The sequence below is a fragment of the Bernardetia sp. ABR2-2B genome, from assembly GCF_037126435.1.
GTDB lineage: Bacteria > Bacteroidota > Bacteroidia > Cytophagales > Bernardetiaceae > Bernardetia.
The window spans coordinates 4,033,453-4,051,549 of the sequence record NZ_CP147020.1 but is presented as its reverse complement, the minus strand read 5'-3'; the positions used below and the strand labels follow the sequence as shown (position 1 = coordinate 4,051,549).

Annotated in this window: 13 protein-coding genes; 11 read left to right on the top strand and 2 right to left on the bottom strand. The window is 31.1% G+C overall.

Annotation, left to right across the window (positions count from 1 at the left end; all coding sequences use genetic code 11):
• The first annotated feature begins 123 nt into the window (after window positions 1–123).
• The 3 genes from WAF17_RS17105 to WAF17_RS17095 are packed head-to-tail and all read left to right on the top strand — an operon-like array spanning window position 124 to window position 3,377.
• The gene (locus WAF17_RS17105; protein WP_338762200.1) at window positions 124–1,818 is read left to right on the top strand and encodes an ATP-binding protein; all 1,695 of its coding nucleotides are present in this window, start codon (window positions 124–126) and stop codon (window positions 1,816–1,818) included.
• On the top strand, window positions 1,811–2,209 hold the full coding sequence (locus WAF17_RS17100; RefSeq protein WP_338762198.1) for a hypothetical protein: 399 nt from the start codon (window positions 1,811–1,813) through the stop codon (window positions 2,207–2,209). The genes WAF17_RS17105 and WAF17_RS17100 overlap by 8 nt, the downstream gene beginning before the upstream one ends.
• 10 nt (window positions 2,210–2,219) lie before the next feature.
• Complete coding sequence (locus tag WAF17_RS17095; RefSeq protein ID WP_338762196.1) at window positions 2,220–3,377, top strand: hypothetical protein; 1,158 nt, start codon at window positions 2,220–2,222, stop codon at window positions 3,375–3,377.
• A gap of 101 nt (window positions 3,378–3,478) precedes the next feature.
• On the opposite strand, the gene WAF17_RS17090 is transcribed toward WAF17_RS17095, so the two are convergent.
• Both WAF17_RS17090 and WAF17_RS17085 read right to left on the bottom strand, forming a co-directional pair.
• Window positions 3,479–4,279, bottom strand: coding sequence for a M48 family metallopeptidase (locus tag WAF17_RS17090; protein WP_338762194.1), 801 nt, complete (start codon window positions 4,277–4,279; stop codon window positions 3,479–3,481).
• A 130-nt stretch (window positions 4,280–4,409) separates the two neighbouring features.
• Window positions 4,410–6,296, bottom strand: coding sequence for a hypothetical protein (locus WAF17_RS17085; RefSeq protein WP_338762191.1), 1,887 nt, complete (start codon window positions 6,294–6,296; stop codon window positions 4,410–4,412).
• A 350-nt stretch (window positions 6,297–6,646) separates the two neighbouring features.
• Between WAF17_RS17085 and lepB the strand changes: the two genes are divergently transcribed.
• The 8 genes from lepB to WAF17_RS17045 all read left to right on the top strand — a co-directional run bounded on the left by lepB (window position 6,647) and on the right by WAF17_RS17045 (window position 18,093).
• Window positions 6,647–7,819 (top strand): signal peptidase I, encoded by a 1,173-nt coding sequence (lepB, locus tag WAF17_RS17080; protein ID WP_338762189.1) that lies wholly within the window; start codon window positions 6,647–6,649, stop codon window positions 7,817–7,819.
• Between the two features lie 247 nt (window positions 7,820–8,066).
• The gene (locus WAF17_RS17075; RefSeq protein ID WP_338762186.1) at window positions 8,067–8,819 is read left to right on the top strand and encodes a glycosyltransferase family 2 protein; all 753 of its coding nucleotides are present in this window, start codon (window positions 8,067–8,069) and stop codon (window positions 8,817–8,819) included.
• 65 nt (window positions 8,820–8,884) lie between these two features.
• The gene (locus WAF17_RS17070) at window positions 8,885–11,701 is read left to right on the top strand and encodes a toll/interleukin-1 receptor domain-containing protein (protein ID WP_338762183.1); all 2,817 of its coding nucleotides are present in this window, start codon (window positions 8,885–8,887) and stop codon (window positions 11,699–11,701) included.
• Window positions 11,702–11,907: 206 nt separating this feature from the next.
• Entirely contained in the window at window positions 11,908–14,832 is a 2,925-nt protein-coding gene (locus tag WAF17_RS17065) for a M43 family zinc metalloprotease (RefSeq protein ID WP_338762181.1), read from the top strand.
• A gap of 146 nt (window positions 14,833–14,978) precedes the next feature.
• Window positions 14,979–15,398 (top strand): STAS/SEC14 domain-containing protein, encoded by a 420-nt coding sequence (locus tag WAF17_RS17060; protein ID WP_338762179.1) that lies wholly within the window; start codon window positions 14,979–14,981, stop codon window positions 15,396–15,398.
• Window positions 15,399–15,768: 370 nt separating this feature from the next.
• Window positions 15,769–16,374, top strand: coding sequence for a hypothetical protein (locus WAF17_RS17055; protein WP_338762176.1), 606 nt, complete (start codon window positions 15,769–15,771; stop codon window positions 16,372–16,374).
• Window positions 16,375–16,377: 3 nt separating this feature from the next.
• Complete coding sequence (locus WAF17_RS17050) at window positions 16,378–17,256, top strand: hypothetical protein (RefSeq protein ID WP_338762174.1); 879 nt, start codon at window positions 16,378–16,380, stop codon at window positions 17,254–17,256.
• A 3-nt stretch (window positions 17,257–17,259) separates the two neighbouring features.
• Window positions 17,260–18,093 carry a hypothetical protein gene (locus WAF17_RS17045; RefSeq protein WP_338762172.1) on the top strand — a complete coding sequence of 278 codons (834 nt, stop codon included), beginning with the start codon at window positions 17,260–17,262 and terminating at the stop codon, window positions 18,091–18,093.
• Window positions 18,094–18,097 lie beyond the last annotated feature (4 nt).

Genomic DNA, 18,097 nt, shown 5'->3' with positions numbered 1-18,097 from the left:
AGTGAAATAAATATAAAATTTAGACTATAAAATAATACAAAAGTTCATAATTTATCATTCATAATTCCATAAGTTATTTTTAATTATATCCAAAATAGCATTCATTGGGGCGTTACAGACACAATGCACACGCAAGAATCAGCAAGGATAAGACTTATAAACTTGATATGTCTTTCTTTGTCTTGTGTTTTTTTATTGGGAATAATTGGATTATTTATCATAAATTCGTTTTGGACATCTGAGCTAATCATCAACACTGCTTTAATAACAACAGGCTTTATTTTTCCTCTAGTTTTCAATAAATTTCATAAAGTAGATTTAGCTAAAATATTTTTTGTCTTTCAGATTATTGTGTCTCATTTTGTATTCTTTCTAATCTTTAGTAGAGAACCTGCTATGAGAGCGTTTATTTTGCCGATAAGTATTATTATTATTATGCTCTTCTCTAGTCAAGAGCAAAGTTTACAGCTTTTTTTCTTGTTGGCTTTTGGTGCTATTTTAGGTTGGATAGAGTTTTTGCCTAAAGGTTTTTCAGCACTTAGTATTTATATGCCTCCTTCTACGGCTGCTTTTTTTAAGATTATTATCTGGGCGATGGCAGTTTGTTTGAATCTATTGATTGTAGCTACGGCTATGAGAATGGTCAGTCAGAGTGAAGACTTATTGAGAGATTTGCTTATAGAAGCCAATAAACAAAATGATGCGCTACAAGACCAAGACAGTTCTTTTAAGGAAAATCAAGAAGAATTATTGGCAATGAATCAAGAGTTGATGAATCAAAGAGGACGCCTTGAAGAACTAATTGCAGAAAGAAGTACAAGGTTGAGATATACAGAAGCGCAGCTTTTAAAACAAGTGGAAGACCTTGCCGAATCTGAAAAAGAATTACGAAAATATGCTGAAGAAATGCAACTTACCAACGAAAGGTTGGCTGCTGCAAAATCGAAGTTACAAAATACATTAGAACGAGAAATAGAAGTAAACGAACAATTAGCTACAACAATTACAGAGCTAAAATCTACACAAGCACAGCTTACACAAGCCGAAAAAATGGCGAGTCTAGGACAACTTACAGCAGGGATTGCACACGAGATAAATAATCCAATAAATTTTGTTTATGCAGGAATGGACGCACTTCATACTAACATAGAAGAACTTTTATCTTGGACAAGTAAAGAAAATATCAGTACGGAATTACATGAAGAATATGATGAGTTGATAGATGAAACAAGAACTTTATTAAAAGATATTCAGATTGGAGCAATGCGAACTTTTGAGATTGTAAAAGGACTGCGTAACTTCTCTAGGTTAGATGAAGAAGAAATTAAAAAAACACATATCAATGACCATATTTCGACAACACTTATTCTTTTAAGAAATCAAATTAAAGAAAATGGAATTACAGTAAATAGAGAGTTAGATTTTGATATGCAGCCTATAGAATGCTATCCAGGGCAACTCAATCAAGTTTTGATGAACATTTGTAATAATGCTATTCAGGCTCTCATAGAGGAGAAAAAAAAGAATAATAATAAAAACCTTACTTTAAGTATCCAAACAAAAAATAGTAAAAATCATATTACATTGATAATTACTGATAATGGTTCTGGAATGAGCAAAGAAGTACAAAAACGAATATTCGAACCGTTTTATACCACCAAAAATGTTGGAGAGGGAACAGGACTAGGAATGTCTATTACGTATGGAATTATTGAAAAACATAATGGAAAAATTTCAGTAGAAAGTGCATTAGGCGAAGGAACAAGTTTTGAGATACAACTTCCTAAAGAGTTACACCAGCAACTACAAAATGAATAAAATAATATCCTTTTTCTTGTGTTTGGGAATTATTTTCCCCTTTATTTTTTTGAAAGATATATATCCTTTTCATCGTTTTGGAATGTTTGCCGAGCCGATAAAACACCAAACTCAATATGAAAAATTTCATCTTTTTTATAAAAATGAAGCTGACAGTAATTTTACAGAATTACGTCCCCAAAACATTCCTCTCAACGCAAATACTTTTGAAATGCAGCTCCGTAAACACCATTATCAAGCAAAACACGCTGACTTTATAACCGTTTTTGATGAAATAATAAAAGATAAAGAAAATTTGAAACAAAACAAAAATCTAAAATGGAAGTGGTATCATATCATTCAAAAAGACTCAAATAATGAAATAGATTCATTATGTGTTTTCTCAAATTAATTTTTAGCTAATGAATTTTGCAAAAAAAAATAGATTTTGGATTGCTATTTTTCTTATCCTCTTATCTCAAGTTTTGTATTGGTTTTGGATTCGAAATTATACTTTAGCTTATTTTGATGCAACGACAAAACCCACTTGGTTTGCAGAGTTAGTAGAAAGTATTTATCCACGCTTAAAAGTAGAAAAATACCGTTTTGATGCCTCCTTTTTTATCAAAAAATCTGACCAAATAGCTATTCGTTTTTTGTTTGTTAGCTCTGTATTTTCCATTTTTTTTATTCCAAAATTCTATCAAAAAGTAAAGTCATTTTTTATAAAAAACTCTGTTTACTCTGAAAAAATAAGTTACAAGAAACAATATTTTTTGATTATTTATTTCTTGATTTCTAATATTCTACTTTCTAATGAATGGCTAGAGATTCTGACACAATACTCTCAAATAGCTATTCTCTACGAACCAATTTCTTTTTATAAGTTTCTATCTCCTTCTTTTCCTTCACTTTCGTTTTTCAAAAATTCAATTAGTTTTCTCAAAATTATAACAGCCATAGGAGTTATTTCTGTGCTATTATCTTTTTTCTACCAAAGGTTTTTTTTATTCAAAATTACACTTTTTGTTTGTGTAGCTTTGAGTGCTATTTTATTTATTTATCTACAAGGTCTTTTGTATGATTTTGGAAAAATTGAACATACGTATGCTTCTTGGAATTGGGTTTGTATTCTGCTACCTTTTTGGTTTTGGCAAACTAATTTTAAAGGCTTTTTTATCAGTAAAAACACAAATGTAATTCGTCAAAATTTTCTCCTTTTTTTAGCTGTTGGATTAATTTATACTTCTTCTGGACTTGAAAAAATATTTATTGGAGGTTGGGATTGGCCCAACGGCAATGCCCTTTTGAGTTATTTACAAAACTCTCCTACTGATTTGGGTCAAAATTTATCAAACTATCCTTTTCTTGTTGCGCTTCTTTCTATTCTTACAATTTTTTGGGAAATCAGCTTTTTACTTATTCTTCATAAAAATAAATATATTAAACTCACTTTGATTATCATAGGTATTTGTTTTCACGCAGGAACATATTTTTTTCTTGGAGTAGGACATTATTTTTCTCCTTGGATATGGGTATATGTTTTTTTGTTGCCAAGTTTTGAGAAATACCGTAACTGATTAGCGAGTGATTTATATGATTCTTATGATGAATGAAGATAAAGACACACTTCTTTAAAAAAAATCCTTATTACAATAAAGTAATAAGGATTCATAATTAATTATTGAGGAAGTGAAGCCTTAAAAGCTGCATAATTATTTCCACTTGGTTGTATGCTACATCCCTCTTCTCTTGCTTTATCGTTGATAGCTTCTACTCTATTATCTGGATTTGGGTGCGTACTCAAAAACTCTGGGGGTGTGCTACTTTGTCCTTCATTAATTATTTTCTGAAAAAATCCTGCTGCTCCGTTGGCTTGATATTCTGTATCACAAAGATATTTTACTGAAAAATCATCAGCTTCACGTTCTGCATCACGTCCATATTTTAGATTGATTAATCCTTTTGCAATACCTGCAAGTTGTCCTTGGTCTTCTCCAAAAAAGATTGCAAACAGAGCTTCATAGCCGTACGCCTTTGTCATGTTGTCTGTTACGTGGCGTTTGTCTGCATGTGCAATTTCGTGTCCCATTACTCCAGCGAGTTGGTCTTCTGTATCTAAATATTTTATTAGTCCTGTATAAACATAAATATATCCCCCTGGAGTACAAAAAGCATTTAATGTTTCATCATCTTGGATGATTTTTACTTGCCAAGGAAATTCTGTACGATAACGAACATCATTTGAAGACAAAACTTTCTCTGTAAGCGTTCGAATGTAAGTATAAGCTGTATCATAATCTTGTTCGTCCAAAATAATGACCGTAGAGTCTGCCTCTAGTTCGGCTGCCACTTGCTGACCAATTTGGAGGTCTTCATTAATAGAAAAGAAATTAATATTTCCCTCTGAATCACAAGCACCCAAAAAGAGCAAACAACTAAATAAAAAAGATAGGCTAAAAAATGATTTTAATTTTGTCATGATTTTCTGAATAATTTGATAGAATATTTAAACAAAGACCCTAAGGATTTGTATTTTGAAATACTCTTAGGGTCTAGGGTTATAAACGCTAATCTTTTTACTTATGTTTTCAAGAACACAAAAATCAGTTTTATTTTCCACCACGAGAAGAAGAACGAGAACGAGAAGACGATGAGCTAGAGCGTGTTGTACGTGAAGATGAACTAGAAGAGCTTCTGCTACTAGAGCTAGAGCGATAACCACTAGATGAGCTAGAAGAACTTCTTGAAGACGACGATGAACTAGAAGAACGATAAGCACCACTACTTGAACTAGAAGAAGAAGAGCTAGAACGTGCAAAACGTCCATAATTACTACGATTCGAAGCTGTTGATTTGCTTGTATAACTACTTCTTTTCATTGGTTTTTTTCCATAATACCAACTTTTACTACTGGTACTGGCTGTACTACTACTTTTTACAGAACGAGAGGGAACACTTTTGGCATAAAACCAACTTTTTTGAGAACGGTTATTTACAGTTTGTTGAAAACGAGGAGTTTTCTTGACAGCCGACTTCAAAGGAACATACACACTTCCATAATAAGGACGAGAAGATGTTCGGTAATAACGGTTATAAGTAGTGTAATCATCTCTATAGATTCTGTTGGAATTAAAAAGCGTACTCAACATTGCATACTTTCCATAAAACTCCCAAAAAGAACCTTCATCATTTTCTCTCCATTGTCCATAATTGGTATTTCCTACATAATTGCTATATCCTGCTTGTGTTATTTGCTGTCCTTTATTAGACAAAATTTCCATTCCTACATCATCTAGGAAAAAATCGTATGTACTGTCACTCACTTTCATAAAACCTGTTGTCTTTGTGGTCGGAACAGATTTATCTTGATAAATGATATTATATTTGAGTTTTTTATCACTAATATCCATTGCATCAGCTAGAATAACTGAATACGTCGATTTATTATTCAAATAAGGAGAAAGCTGTTTTTTGATTTCGGCGTAAGCTTCTGTACGCTTTTTTGCAAGTGCTTCCTCTTTATATTCTTGTTCTAATTTCTTCGCAATTTCAGCTATTTTATTTTTAGAATCGTCGTAATGATGAGATTTTGGAGGAATTTGAGCAAAAAAGTGGAGCGATTCATCAAGATTACCTGCTTTATATTCCTCTGTTCCCATCTGATAAGCTACTTCTTGATTGAGATTTTCAAGTTCTGTTTTAGCTGCTGGTGCATACGTACTTGTAGAATCTACCTCCAAAAGAATCTTGGTAACATTTTCTAAAACAGACATGTCTCCATTCATATACATCAATAAGGCAAACTTTTGATTTTTTTTAGCAGCTTCTAATCGGCTATGATTTACAGGTTCTTTGAGTTCGTTTTTGTATCGCTCTTTGTCTGCAATATCCATTTTTTCATACACTTGAAGAGCTTCTAAATACTCCTTTTCATTGTATTTTTGTAAAAAAGCAGGTTTATAAAGCGTTTTTATTTTAGTTTGATAAGTTTTATACTCTTCATCTTTATAATCAAAAACTGAATACAACTTTATTGCTTCTGCTGGGTCTTGCTTTTCAGCTTTCTTAGCTAAACTAAGTATTTTTTGCTCTACTATTTTTTTATTTTCAGTAATTTCTTTATTCAAAAGTATAGGAATGATTCTATAAGTACCATGGCTTATATCAAGAACTTTTAACTTCTTAAAGGAAACTAACAATGAATCAACATTGTCACTTTTTACATGCTTTGTAGCTCTTTGTAACGTAGGCAACACATAGGTTTGCAAATTTTCTATATCATATTCTCCCATCCAAGATTCATAACTATATGTACCAAAAAAACCACTTTGAGCTTTTTTGTAATAAGGAAGAGCTTCATCAAACTTTCCCTCTTTATATAAAGCATCTGCTTTTTCAATGGCACTTTTGTTGGTAAAATATTCATATCCATAAACACTTCCCACAATGAGAAGAAGGACAGATAAAACAATAAAGAAAATTTTGGATTTAGACATTTTTCAGAAGTTTTTGAAAGTAAATTTGGTATTTTTTTGGGGATAGATATTTAAGATACTAAAAATAAAATAGCTAACAAAACTCCTCTATTAAAGCAACAACTAAACAAAATAAAGTTTCGCTTAATCAATACAAATCCATCTATTATTCCGAATAAAGTTAATTATTTCTATAAAAACTCAATAAAAATCAATTTTCATCTATTTTAATAGAATTTATGGCGTGTTTTGTGCAATTATACAACTACAAGACAAACAGTAGAATTTTCTTCTTTCTATTGTAAAAAAAACAACTCCTATTTTGATAAAAGATTATTATAGCCGCTTACTCAATAATTATAAAAATTACCATGAAAATAAAAAAAATTGATAGAATTAAATCAAAATCCAAAAAATGGTGGTTTCGCCTTTATTTTCTCTTCTTTACCTGTATTTCTTTATTTACATTAAAACAAATTGCCTTAGAGTATTTCATTATTCCCACTTCTTCAATGGAAGGTTCACTTCTGAGAGGAGATAAAATAGTATGCAACAAACTTCCTTTTGGCGCAAAAATCCCTCACAAAAAACAAAACTCAAATACAAAAAAGGCAGGATTTGATTTTAATATTTCTAGTCTTTTACCTGATAGGCTTCCCAAATTAAGAGATGTACAAGCTGGTGAAGTAATTATTTTTTATTATCCATTGGATAGCATAGGTGATTCTGAAACGATAGAAGACAAAACGTGTTATATCAAACGTTGCGTAGGTGTGGCAGGAGATAGAATTCAGATTATGCGCCAAGATATTTTCAGAAATGGAGAGTGGCAACCCAATCCTTCTGATATGCAGCTTAGTTATATCGTCAAAACAGCTGAAAAGCCAGAAACTGTTTTTCATCACACAGACGTACAGACATGGAAAGAAATCGAAACCAAAGAAGTAAAACGCATCAAGAAATTCAAAAACAGCAAAAGAAAAAAAGGACGTAATAGAAAAGTAGAGGAAGTAATCAAAGAAGAACCTCAAACAAAGACTTATTTACTTTACACTACGCCAAAACAAGCCAATCAACTAAGGCAAGATTTGAGAATTGAAGAAATTACGCCTAAGTTCTTTGAGCAAAATGATATTTCTGATAATTCAATGACTGAAAGCAGTAAAAAATTAGGTTGGAATAGAGATTATTTTGGCTCGTATTATATTCCAAAAAAAGGAGATACAATTGTTATGCACGAAGGAACACTACTTTTGTATGAAAACATCATCAAAAATTATGAATACAATAACGATGTAGAAATAATTGATAATCAACTTATTATTGATGGTAAATTAACAGAAAACTATATTTTCAAACAAAATTATTATTTTGTTTTGGGAGATAATCGCCATAATTCATCTGATTCCCGTATGTGGGGGCTTGTTCCAGAAGACCACTTAATAGGTACTCCTTTAGTCATCTATCACTCCGAAACACCTGCTGACGGAATCAAAAATTGGGCAAGAGTGCGTTGGGAACGTTTTTTTAAGTGGGTAAAATAATATATGAATATAGGTCAGTCTCGTTAAGCAGACTGTTTGTAGTGCTAATATATCATATTTTTTTGTATAACTTTGTCTCATTAGATTAGTATTATTTTTTAATAAATAAATGTTACCACGGTTAATTATTCATGTGTGTTCAGCTCTGAGAAAGCGACAAATTCATTTATGAGCAAACGAATGCACAAAAACACCTTATACAAAAATAACCGTGATAACGTTTAATATCCTTTCCCCCCTTCTTTGTATGACTCATAAAGTAAGTGCTGTTTTGATTGCTTATAATGAAGCTACTATTATTGAAGAAACTTTAAAGGCACTCGTTTGGTGTGATGAGATTATAGTAGTAGATTCTGGAAGCACTGATAGAAGTCAAGAAATTTATGATAAATATAATTGTAAAGTTTTTATTAGAGATTTTGATGGTTTTGGTACGCAAAAAAACTTTGCCTTCTCACAAGCCAAGTATGACTGGATTCTGTCTATGGATGCTGATGAGGTTCTTTCCAAAAAATTACAACAAGAAATACAAAAAAAGCTAGAGCAGGAAACCATTGAAGAGAGTGCTTTTAATTTACCACGTACTCTTATTTTTTTAGAAAAAAGAATTCAATCAGAACTTAAAAAACCTTGCCTTAGGCTTTTCAATAAAAATAAAGGAGGCGTTACGTTAGACAAGGTACACGAAATTATAAAAGTAGAAGGAAAAATAGGAGCATTCAAAAATGAAATGCTACATTATAGCTATAAAAATATACATGATTATTTCAATAAATTTAATCGTTATACTACTTTAGCTTCTGAAAAATATATCAAGAATGGAAAAAACAAACCTAAATTTGTAATAATAATTTATTTGCCTATCAAGTTTATTCAACTTTATATTCTAAGGGGTTGTTTCCTAAATGGTTTTCCTGGTTTCGTATGGTCTTTGTTTTCCTCGTTTTATCCAATAGTAAAATATATTAAGCTTGTAGAGTTAAAAATGAATAAAAAATAAATTTGTATAAATTTTGTATTTTAGCTACATTCTAATTATTAAATTATTTAGTCCAAGCTATTTTCATGACAAAAGATGCCTTTATTTCGTATGGAAGAAGAGAAAGTCTAGGCTTTGTAGGAAGATTATATCAATCTTTGAAGCTAAAAGGCTATGAAATTTGGTTTGATAAAGTCAATATTCCTGATGGCGACGATTATTCCAAACGTATTTCTCATGGCATAGAATCGGCTCATAATTTTATCCTTATTCTTGCACCTCGTTGCCTTACTTCTGCTTATTGTTTGATAGAATTAGAATATGCTAGAAAGCTAGGAAAACGAGTGATTCCTGTCGATCAAAATGTCATTTTTGATACAAAAGATGCTCCTTTATCCTACGAAGAACGTAGCGTTTTGGTACAGTTTTATGAGGCAAACGGAATGGATGTTTTGCCCATTTTTTCTAAAAAAGATGTCTTAAATCGTTCGCATGAGCTTTTGGGCAAAACCGATTGGGTACATGCTCGTCAGCAGCTTTCAGAAGACCATATCAATCAACTTTATAACTGGCAACTTACTTATGAAAACCGTTGGCGCAAACACGAAGAAGTAGCGTTTATAAAAGAAAATCCAATTCCTATTTTTGGAAAAGATATTGATAGCTTTGATGATAGTTTTGAAAGTATTTTGAAGGTTATCGAAAAGCAAAAAGAATACGTTTATCTCCATACAGAATTACTCCAAAAGGCTCTTTTATGGGAAAGTAACAGAAGGCAAACAAACCTTTTGTTAGTAGGAGAAAAAAGACAAGAAGCACAAAATTGGCTTACCAAAAATTTTGTTTCACCTGAGCAACCTCCCTGTTTGCCTTCTGTTTTGCATAGTGAATTTATTACAGAATCAAAGAAAAATGCTGATAACTTGATGTCAGAAGTTTTCTTATGTTTTGCTAAACAAGAAAGACAACAAACTCAAAAAATCCGTAGAGGATTGATTAAAGCAGGAATTACAGTTGCTTTGCCTAATAATTCAATTCAAAGAGAAACTCAAAAAGGTTTTGATGAATCTAATTATACAGAAGAAATAAAAGAGCAAATTGCTCAAGCTGATAATTTTGTTTTTGTACTTTCTCCTTCTTCTGCCAAAAATTCGGATTGTTTGAGAGAACTTCGTTTTGCGCTTACTTTCCACAAACGAATTATTATAATCTTAGCCAAAAATGTCAATACAGAAGAATTACCTGAGGCTTTGCGTTCACTCCTTTCTAATTCTTCCTCTTCCTATATTGATTTGACAGACAACCGAATAGAAGATAACTTTACAGAAAATTTAGATTTTGAAAAGGATTTAGATGAAATTATCTGCATCTTAGAAGACAATTACGACTATTACAGAAACCACAAACGCTATCTTTCACAAGCCTTGAAATGGGAAGAACAGCATAAAAACGATGCTATTTTATTGCGTGGACACAACTTGGATAAAGCCCAAACGTGGCTCAATCAAGGCAAAAAACAAGGAAGTAACACTACCAACAATAAACTAAATACACCAACAGAGCTACACGAAAAATTCATTGAGGAAAGTATCGCCAAAATAGGTATGCTTAGTAGTGAAGTCTTTATTTCTTATTCTCGTAATGATGGCGATTTTGCTCGTTGGCTCAATGAAGAGCTTCAACTCAATGGACGCACGACGTGGTTTGACCAAGAATGTATTCCTGCTGGTTCGGATTTTGGAAAAGAAATCAAAAATGGCATCGAAACATCTGATAATTTCTTATTTATTATTTCTCCTGCTTCTATTTCTTCGCCCTACTGTAAGGATGAAGTTTTACACGCTCTTTCGATGGGAAAACGAATTATTTTAGTTCGTTTGAAAGAAGTAAAAGAAATGCCAGATTATTTCCCTAGTCATATTCAATGGATAGACTTTTCTAAAAATAGTTTAGAAAATGACCTTCAAGCTGATAATGGACAACAGTTTAGAGAGCTTTTGAGAGCCTTAAATATAGATAGAGAACACACACAAAAACATTCAAAATATCAGCAAAAAGCATTAGAATGGAACATTAACGAAAAAAATTATGCTTTTCTTTTGAGAGGAAACGAACTTGCTATTGCAGAAAACTGGCTAGAAGAATGCAAAAAGCATAATAAAATTCCTACTCCAACATCTATTCAAAAAGAATTTATTTCGGAGAGCATAAAGTCTGTCAATGCACAAAAAAGAAAACAAGAAAAAACGATTTTAAGATTGCGTATTTTTCTTACCCTTGCTGTTGTTGCACTTTTGGCTGCTTGTGGTTTAGGGCTTTGGGTGCATTCTCTAAACTTAAAAAATAATGCTCAGTTACGAGCCTTAGAAACAGCACAAGATTCTTTGATTCGAACGAATGAAAAAGAAAAGTTACTCAAGTTTCAAAATTATTTTCAGACAGCTAATTATCAAAAAAATTCTACTAATTATGAAGAAGCTCTCAAAAACTATACGATTGCTTTAGATTTTGCAGATTCTACTCAAACGATAAGTGTAAATACAGAAATCAAAGAAATAGAAAATATTATTCCTAAAAAAGAAATATTCTTTCAACTTGTAGAAGAAGGAGAAACTGCATTTAAGAAAAAGCAGTTTCTTGATGCTTACAAACATTATAAACAAGCTGATTCGATTGGATATAACTCTGCTTTAGTCAAAACTCACCTTGAAGTTTTGGACGAATATGTAAAGATTGAAATCAATAAAATAAAAAATCAGACTATTTATTTTTTAGAGCGAAATAAAGAAAAACAAGCCTACGAAAATGTTGTAAAAGCTCTTTTACTCGCTCCAAATGACACCTCATTATTGAACCTTGAAAAGCGAGTAATGCGTCAGATGTTGGGAACAGAAAATAATTAACTTCTAATGAAAAAAGATAATAACTAGAGAAATTACAACTGGGTAGTTTTTTTATTTCAAAAACAAATGCAACCAAATCTTACTTTGTCGAGTCCTCATAATAAATGCACAAAGAAGTATTTTATTTTAGTTCAATTTTTGTACTTTTACTAGATAGTTTACTCTGTTTTTTTGCTACAATTTTGATATTTCTAAAAATAGCCATAATGAAGACCAATTTCTTATCTAACGTTTTATTTTATTTTATTCTAATAAGTTTATTTCTATTTTCTTATTCTGATGGTTTCTCGCAGCGAACTTGTACTACTTCTAGTTCATCGTATCACTCACAGAATAAAATAGCAGGAAGTGAAGCCTTTGAAAACATACTGCAAAAATATATTAAAGAAAAGAAGGAAAACAGAAAAAACAACCCATTATTACATAAAGTAGAAAGAACAGAATCTACTTACAGAATCCCTATCATCGTTCATGTAATCCACAATGGAGAGCCGATAGGAGAGGGTACAAATATTTCGGCTGCACAGATTTATGGACAAATAGAAGTTTTGAATGAAGATTTTAATTTTACAAATCCTGATAAAGACGAAACAGTAGATGTTTTTAAAAGCGTAGCTGCAAATCCGAGTATCGAATTTGTCCCTGCCACTATTGACCCAAAAGGCAATCCTCTAGCAGAAATTGGAATCACTCGTACAAAAGGTTGTCTTCAACAATGGATTAGACCTACTTTTGATGCTTATGCAAAACCTATTACAGTTTGGAATCCAAATCAATATTTTAATATTTGGGTAGCAAAATATGATGACCTTGGTTATGCACAATTTCCTAACTTATCGGGTTTGGGTGGTCTAAAGGAAGATGAAGGAGAAGCAAATACAGATGGTATTGTGGTTCGGTACATAAATTTTGGTTCAATAGAAAAGACACCAAATGCTCCTCAACTCATTGAAAGCAAACCATTTAATAGAGGACGTACTGCCACTCACGAGGTAGGTCATTTTTTTGGTCTTCTGCATACATGGGGAATTAATAAATCATGCTCGAATGATGATTTTTGTGAGGATACTCCCAATAGTCCCAAAGATCAAAGAGGTTGTAATCTAAACGAACCTTCTTGTGAAGAAGGAAAAATTATAATGACACAGAACTTTATGGATTATACAGATGATGAGTGTATGACACTTTTTACAGCTGATCAAGTAGAGCGTATGCACGCTGTTTTGGAAATTTCTCCTCGCAGAAAAGAGCTTTTGACTTCGAATGTTGCCGAACCAATAGCAAATAAAATCTTTTCTATCTTTGAATTTTCTAAACAGAAAGTCATCAAAGGAGGAAAAATAAAATTTACAGATAAATCTCTCGCTACAGGAAATAAACAGATAGATGCCTATCAATGGACATTTGAAGGTGGAACTCCATCATCTTCTACTGAGCAAAATCCTACTATTACTTACTCACAAGAAGGAAATTTTGTAGCTACTTTGAAGGTTTTGTCTAATGATGGAACAGAAGCTACTAGACAAGTCGCAATTGAAGTAATAAATGATAATCTAGCAGCCTTAAATGAAACTTTATTAGATTTTGAAGATAGAAGACTTACCAAAGAAGGCTGGAGCTTCGAAAGAACAGATATAACAAATTGGTTACTTTTTTCAGAAGGTTCTTATGGCTCAAGTGAGTTTTCTATCTACGCTCCTAACAAAACTAATCGTTCTTGTGAAGCAAAATTAACACTTACCTCGCCTTTTATTAATGTCCCAACTAACCGTGTTCTTGAAGTTCGTTTTGATGTTGCTTATGGATTTGATAAAGACAAAATTTCAGATTCTTTAGAAATCTCTTATGCTACTGATGGAGGAGATAAATTTTTGACGCTTTGGAAACAAGGAGGGGAAGAACTCAAAACAGCCATTAATCAAGCAGCAGCTTTTAGTCCACTACCTGCTCAATGGAACTCGTACATATTTTATATAGAGGTAGAAGACGATGCTCGTTTCGCACAGGTAAAGTTCAGAAATATTGGAGCAAATAATAACGGTCTATATTTGGATAACTTACGTATTCGTCAAGCTACTAATTTAAATCTTCCAACTGTTGATTTTGATATTAATTATCCTTTGATTTTACTTTCTGAAAAAGCTAAGTTTTTCTCTCAAACAGATTTCGGAGTGGATTTTAATTGGACAATTGAAGGAAATACAATCTTACAAGCAAACGGAATCTCTCCTCAAATTTCATTCACTCAAGAAGGAGTTTATGATGTTACACTTCAATCTTCAAACCCTCTAGGAACAAGAGAAAGTACACAAACTGATGCAATCGAAGTGATTAAAGGAAAAAAAGTAACAAACATAACTTCCGAAAACTTGAAGCAAGAATTAATAAATAACAAACCACTTGCAGGACACGATGATGGGAGTACGGTAAGTAAAGCTGAGTATTTTAGCGACTTTGGTTCTTCTGATAAACTCTATGCCGTAGATATTTTTTTCGCAGATGCAGCCATAAGAAATCTCAACACAACTTTTGATGTTGTGGTTTGGTCAGTAGATGCTGATGGAAAACCCAATGAAGAATTATATCGCCAAGAAATTCTTTATTCATTGATAGACAGAGATATTTTTAGAAGAAGACAGTTTACTAGAGTTGTTTTTGATGAAGTACAGGCTGTTCCTAATCAGTTTTTTGTTAGCGTAGAACTAGAATATGAAAGCCTAAATACATTTACCATTTTTACGGAAAAGAAAGAAGAAGGAAAAGGGTGGGAAAGAAAATCAAATGGCGACTGGCTTTCTTATGCAGCTAATCGTGGTCAGAATTATTCGAATGCAATTTCTGTAATTTTATCTCCTGATGAAGTCTTGGGAACTGATGATAAAAACTTAAATGATTTAGTCAATCTATATCCTAATCCAAATAAAGGAAGTTTTAGTTTAGAAACACAAAATTTGAGAGTAGAATCAATTGAAATTTATAATTCTATTGGACAAATAATTTATCAAAAAGATGTTCCAAATACGTTTATTTCTAATTTTGATATTAATTTAAAACGCCCTTCAAATGGAATGTATTTAGTCAGAATCCAAACTCAGAAAGGAATTATTACTCAAAAATTAATTATACAATAACTAAATAGCACTTTTGAGAGAAATTTTTAGTTAAAAATTAGTTAAAAACTTCATGAAAATCGTATTTTTGTTAAATGAGAATAAATTTTGTTCTTTTGTAAATTATAATACACTCACAAACAGCCATTACTTACAGTCATACCGTTATGATGCCTTTTTACGAAAGCCCTGATAAATCCATTACTTCTTTTGTCAATAATAAAGAAGAATATATAGTTATTAAGATGGAGGGTGATATAAATGAAGAAGAATACAAAGAAGTTTTTTTACTTCTCTTAGATTCAGAAAAAACGCACGGTTATACCAAGGTTTTGTTTAACCAAGAAAATGTAGGAGCAGTTTCCTCTAAATCAAGAGCTTGGTTGGTACTAAAATTTATGCCAATGCTTCAAAAAGAACTAGGAACAAACTTTGAAGTTGCAGTAATAAAATCAAGCACAACTTTTCAGCGTATTGCAGCCCAAGTGCTTTTAAAATCACTTATGGCAATCAATAATAAATTTAAGATTGGTTATTTTGAGGAACGAGCAGTAGCAAAAGAATGGTTACTTTCTAAAAAGAAATAAAGCCTATTTTCTAATAAAGCATTCAACTAATAAAAAGCATTTTATTCTTATCTTTAGAATAAAATGCTTTTTTATTTATCAATTTATGCCATTTATGATAGCTAACAAATCTAGTCATTTTAGTATTTCTCTGACTTATTTAGGTCTTGCATTGTTAAATCTATGTATTTTTATGTTCATTTTTTTATATACAAAAGAAGGAAATTTTGAGTATTTAGTGAAGAGTCATTCAGTCCATAATTTTATAATTTTGCTTCTGCTTTCAATAAGTTGTTTTATTAACTTTGCTCATCTAAACTTTAATAATGGTGTTTCTATAAAATACTTGAATTACTTTATATGTTTACTATTTTTAGTTCAATTTTTTTTTATGCTAGAAAAGCGTAATCAAGTAAGTGATATTGTAAGTATGTTCACTATTAGTTTTATTCCAGCTTTTTTCCTATTTCTGTTCAACTTTACAAATACATTATGTTTCAAGCATAGTAGTGTACAAACTACGAATGAAAAAATTATAGACATTTTAGATAATGATACTTTGAGCTTTAAATACGATGTTAAGAAGAAAGATTACTTTTGGTCTATTAGTCGTATTTTTTCTTGTACTTGTTTTTTATCATCAGTTTTGTTGTTCAGTTTCTTTCTCACTACTGACTCATCATTAGATTGGAAATTCATTTTACCTTTCCCATTTTTAATAATAAGTGTATTATTATGGAGATTACCTAAAACTGGAAGTTTAATTTTTACGTTTTTTAGTGTTTTAGTTGCCGTTTCTATACCTTGTGCATTTCTAATTTTCATTATTTATAAACCTCTTATAAATCTAAATACTAACATGGAAATGCTGATTCTATTTAACTTTATTATCGGTTTATTTGGTTTATCTACATTGTGCATAAGCCTAGCAATGCTACTTTTGAGTAAAGAAGCTAAAGAAGAGTGGAAAACTAAAGTCAAACTTGAAAATCAATAAATTATGATAGCTAACAATTCCGTTCGTACTGCTTTTTCTTTATTGCATTTGGCATTATCCTTATTTTCCTTTTCTGTTTGTGTGATGTATATAGGAATTGAGCGAATACTTTCATTAGCCCATCTATTACAAAAAGATACTTTATTTATATTTATAGACTTGTTTTTAATAGGTAGTGTTGCTTTTTGTGGGTTCGTAACTTGGCAAACTGAAAAAATCCTTTTATCAAAGCGAATAAGCTACTTTTTAGTTTTTTTGGCGATTGTACAATGTATATTACTAACACTAGCGAACAGTTCTAGGACAGACATAGTTATAATTTTGGGAAGTCCTCTTCTGACAGCTTCTATTTTTGTTTTTTTACTTACTTTCTCACAGATAGGAAACGTAGAATATTTGCAAAAATCAATACAAAGAGATACATCTAACTCTAACCTATTAGATATAGATTTTCTGACAGAAAAAGACGCAAACAAAGCACCTTCTGTTTTTTGGAAAATACATCGTGTATTTGCATTTAGTTGTTTTATTCTCTCTATTTTTATAATTAATATACTTATCGAAACTTCTGCCCCAAAAGAAATTATCTTTATTCCTACCTTATTTTTGGCAGGTAGCTTACTTCTTTTATTTATTCCCAAAATAGGAAGTTGGATTTTTTCGGTAGTAAGTATTTTATCAGGAGTAGGTATATTAGTTATCTTTTGTGTATTCTTTCTTTTTGACCTTCCTGATAATGCTTTAGAAAAAATTGAGTTAGTTATTTCTTTATCTACAGCCGTTTTGAGCTTTCTGTTTTTGTGTATTACTTTGGCAATGCTACTTTTGAGTAAAGAAGCCAAAGAAGAATGGAAAACTAAAAATAAACTTGAAAATCAATAAATTATGATAGCTAATAGACCTGCTCACTTCTGTATTTCCTTTATTCATTTGTCCATAGCTTTATTTTGTTTTGCTTTTTTTGTAGGGTTTGTACTAACAGATAAAGAAGGTTCTTTGTATAACCTCATGAGAAGTAATGATTTTCTTGCTCTTATAATTTGTTTCCTAATTGGTTGTATTGCTTTAGCAGGATTTGTGTTTTGGCAGAAAGATGATATTGCACTTGCAAAAAAAATAAATTATTTAGTTAGTTTCTCAATACTTATTCAATATTTGGTTGTAGTAGTTGTAGTACAGAAAATGAAAGTAGCATTAGCACTAGGGTTATTGCTTTTTTCCCCTATGCTGTTTATTTTTTTATTAGCACTTTCCAAAGTGGGAATAGGAAGTAAAGTATACGAATTAGATAATGATAATATTTTGGATACAGATTTCTTAAAATCTTCTAAAACAGTTCCAAAACATAATTATTTTCTTAAAATAAATCGTATTGTAGCAACGCTTTTTTTTATGTTTGCTATTATGATGGTTATCAACAATGTTTTTAATAAATTACCAAATGTTTTTATTCCAATTTATACCACATTATTTGTTCTTTGTGGCTTACTTCTTATTTTTCCCAAAATAGGAAGTTGGGTTTCTTCTATCTTTTCTCTTATGACAGGAATTGGAGTTTTTGGTTTTGTAGTTTATAATCTTTTCTTCAAAAATAATGATACATCTAGCTTTGAGAACATTGTATTTGGTGTTTCTACTGTTTTCTCTGTTAGTTTATTTCTTATAGGAATTGCAATGTTACTTTTGAGTAAAGAAGCTAAAGAAGAATGGAAAAAGTAATCAA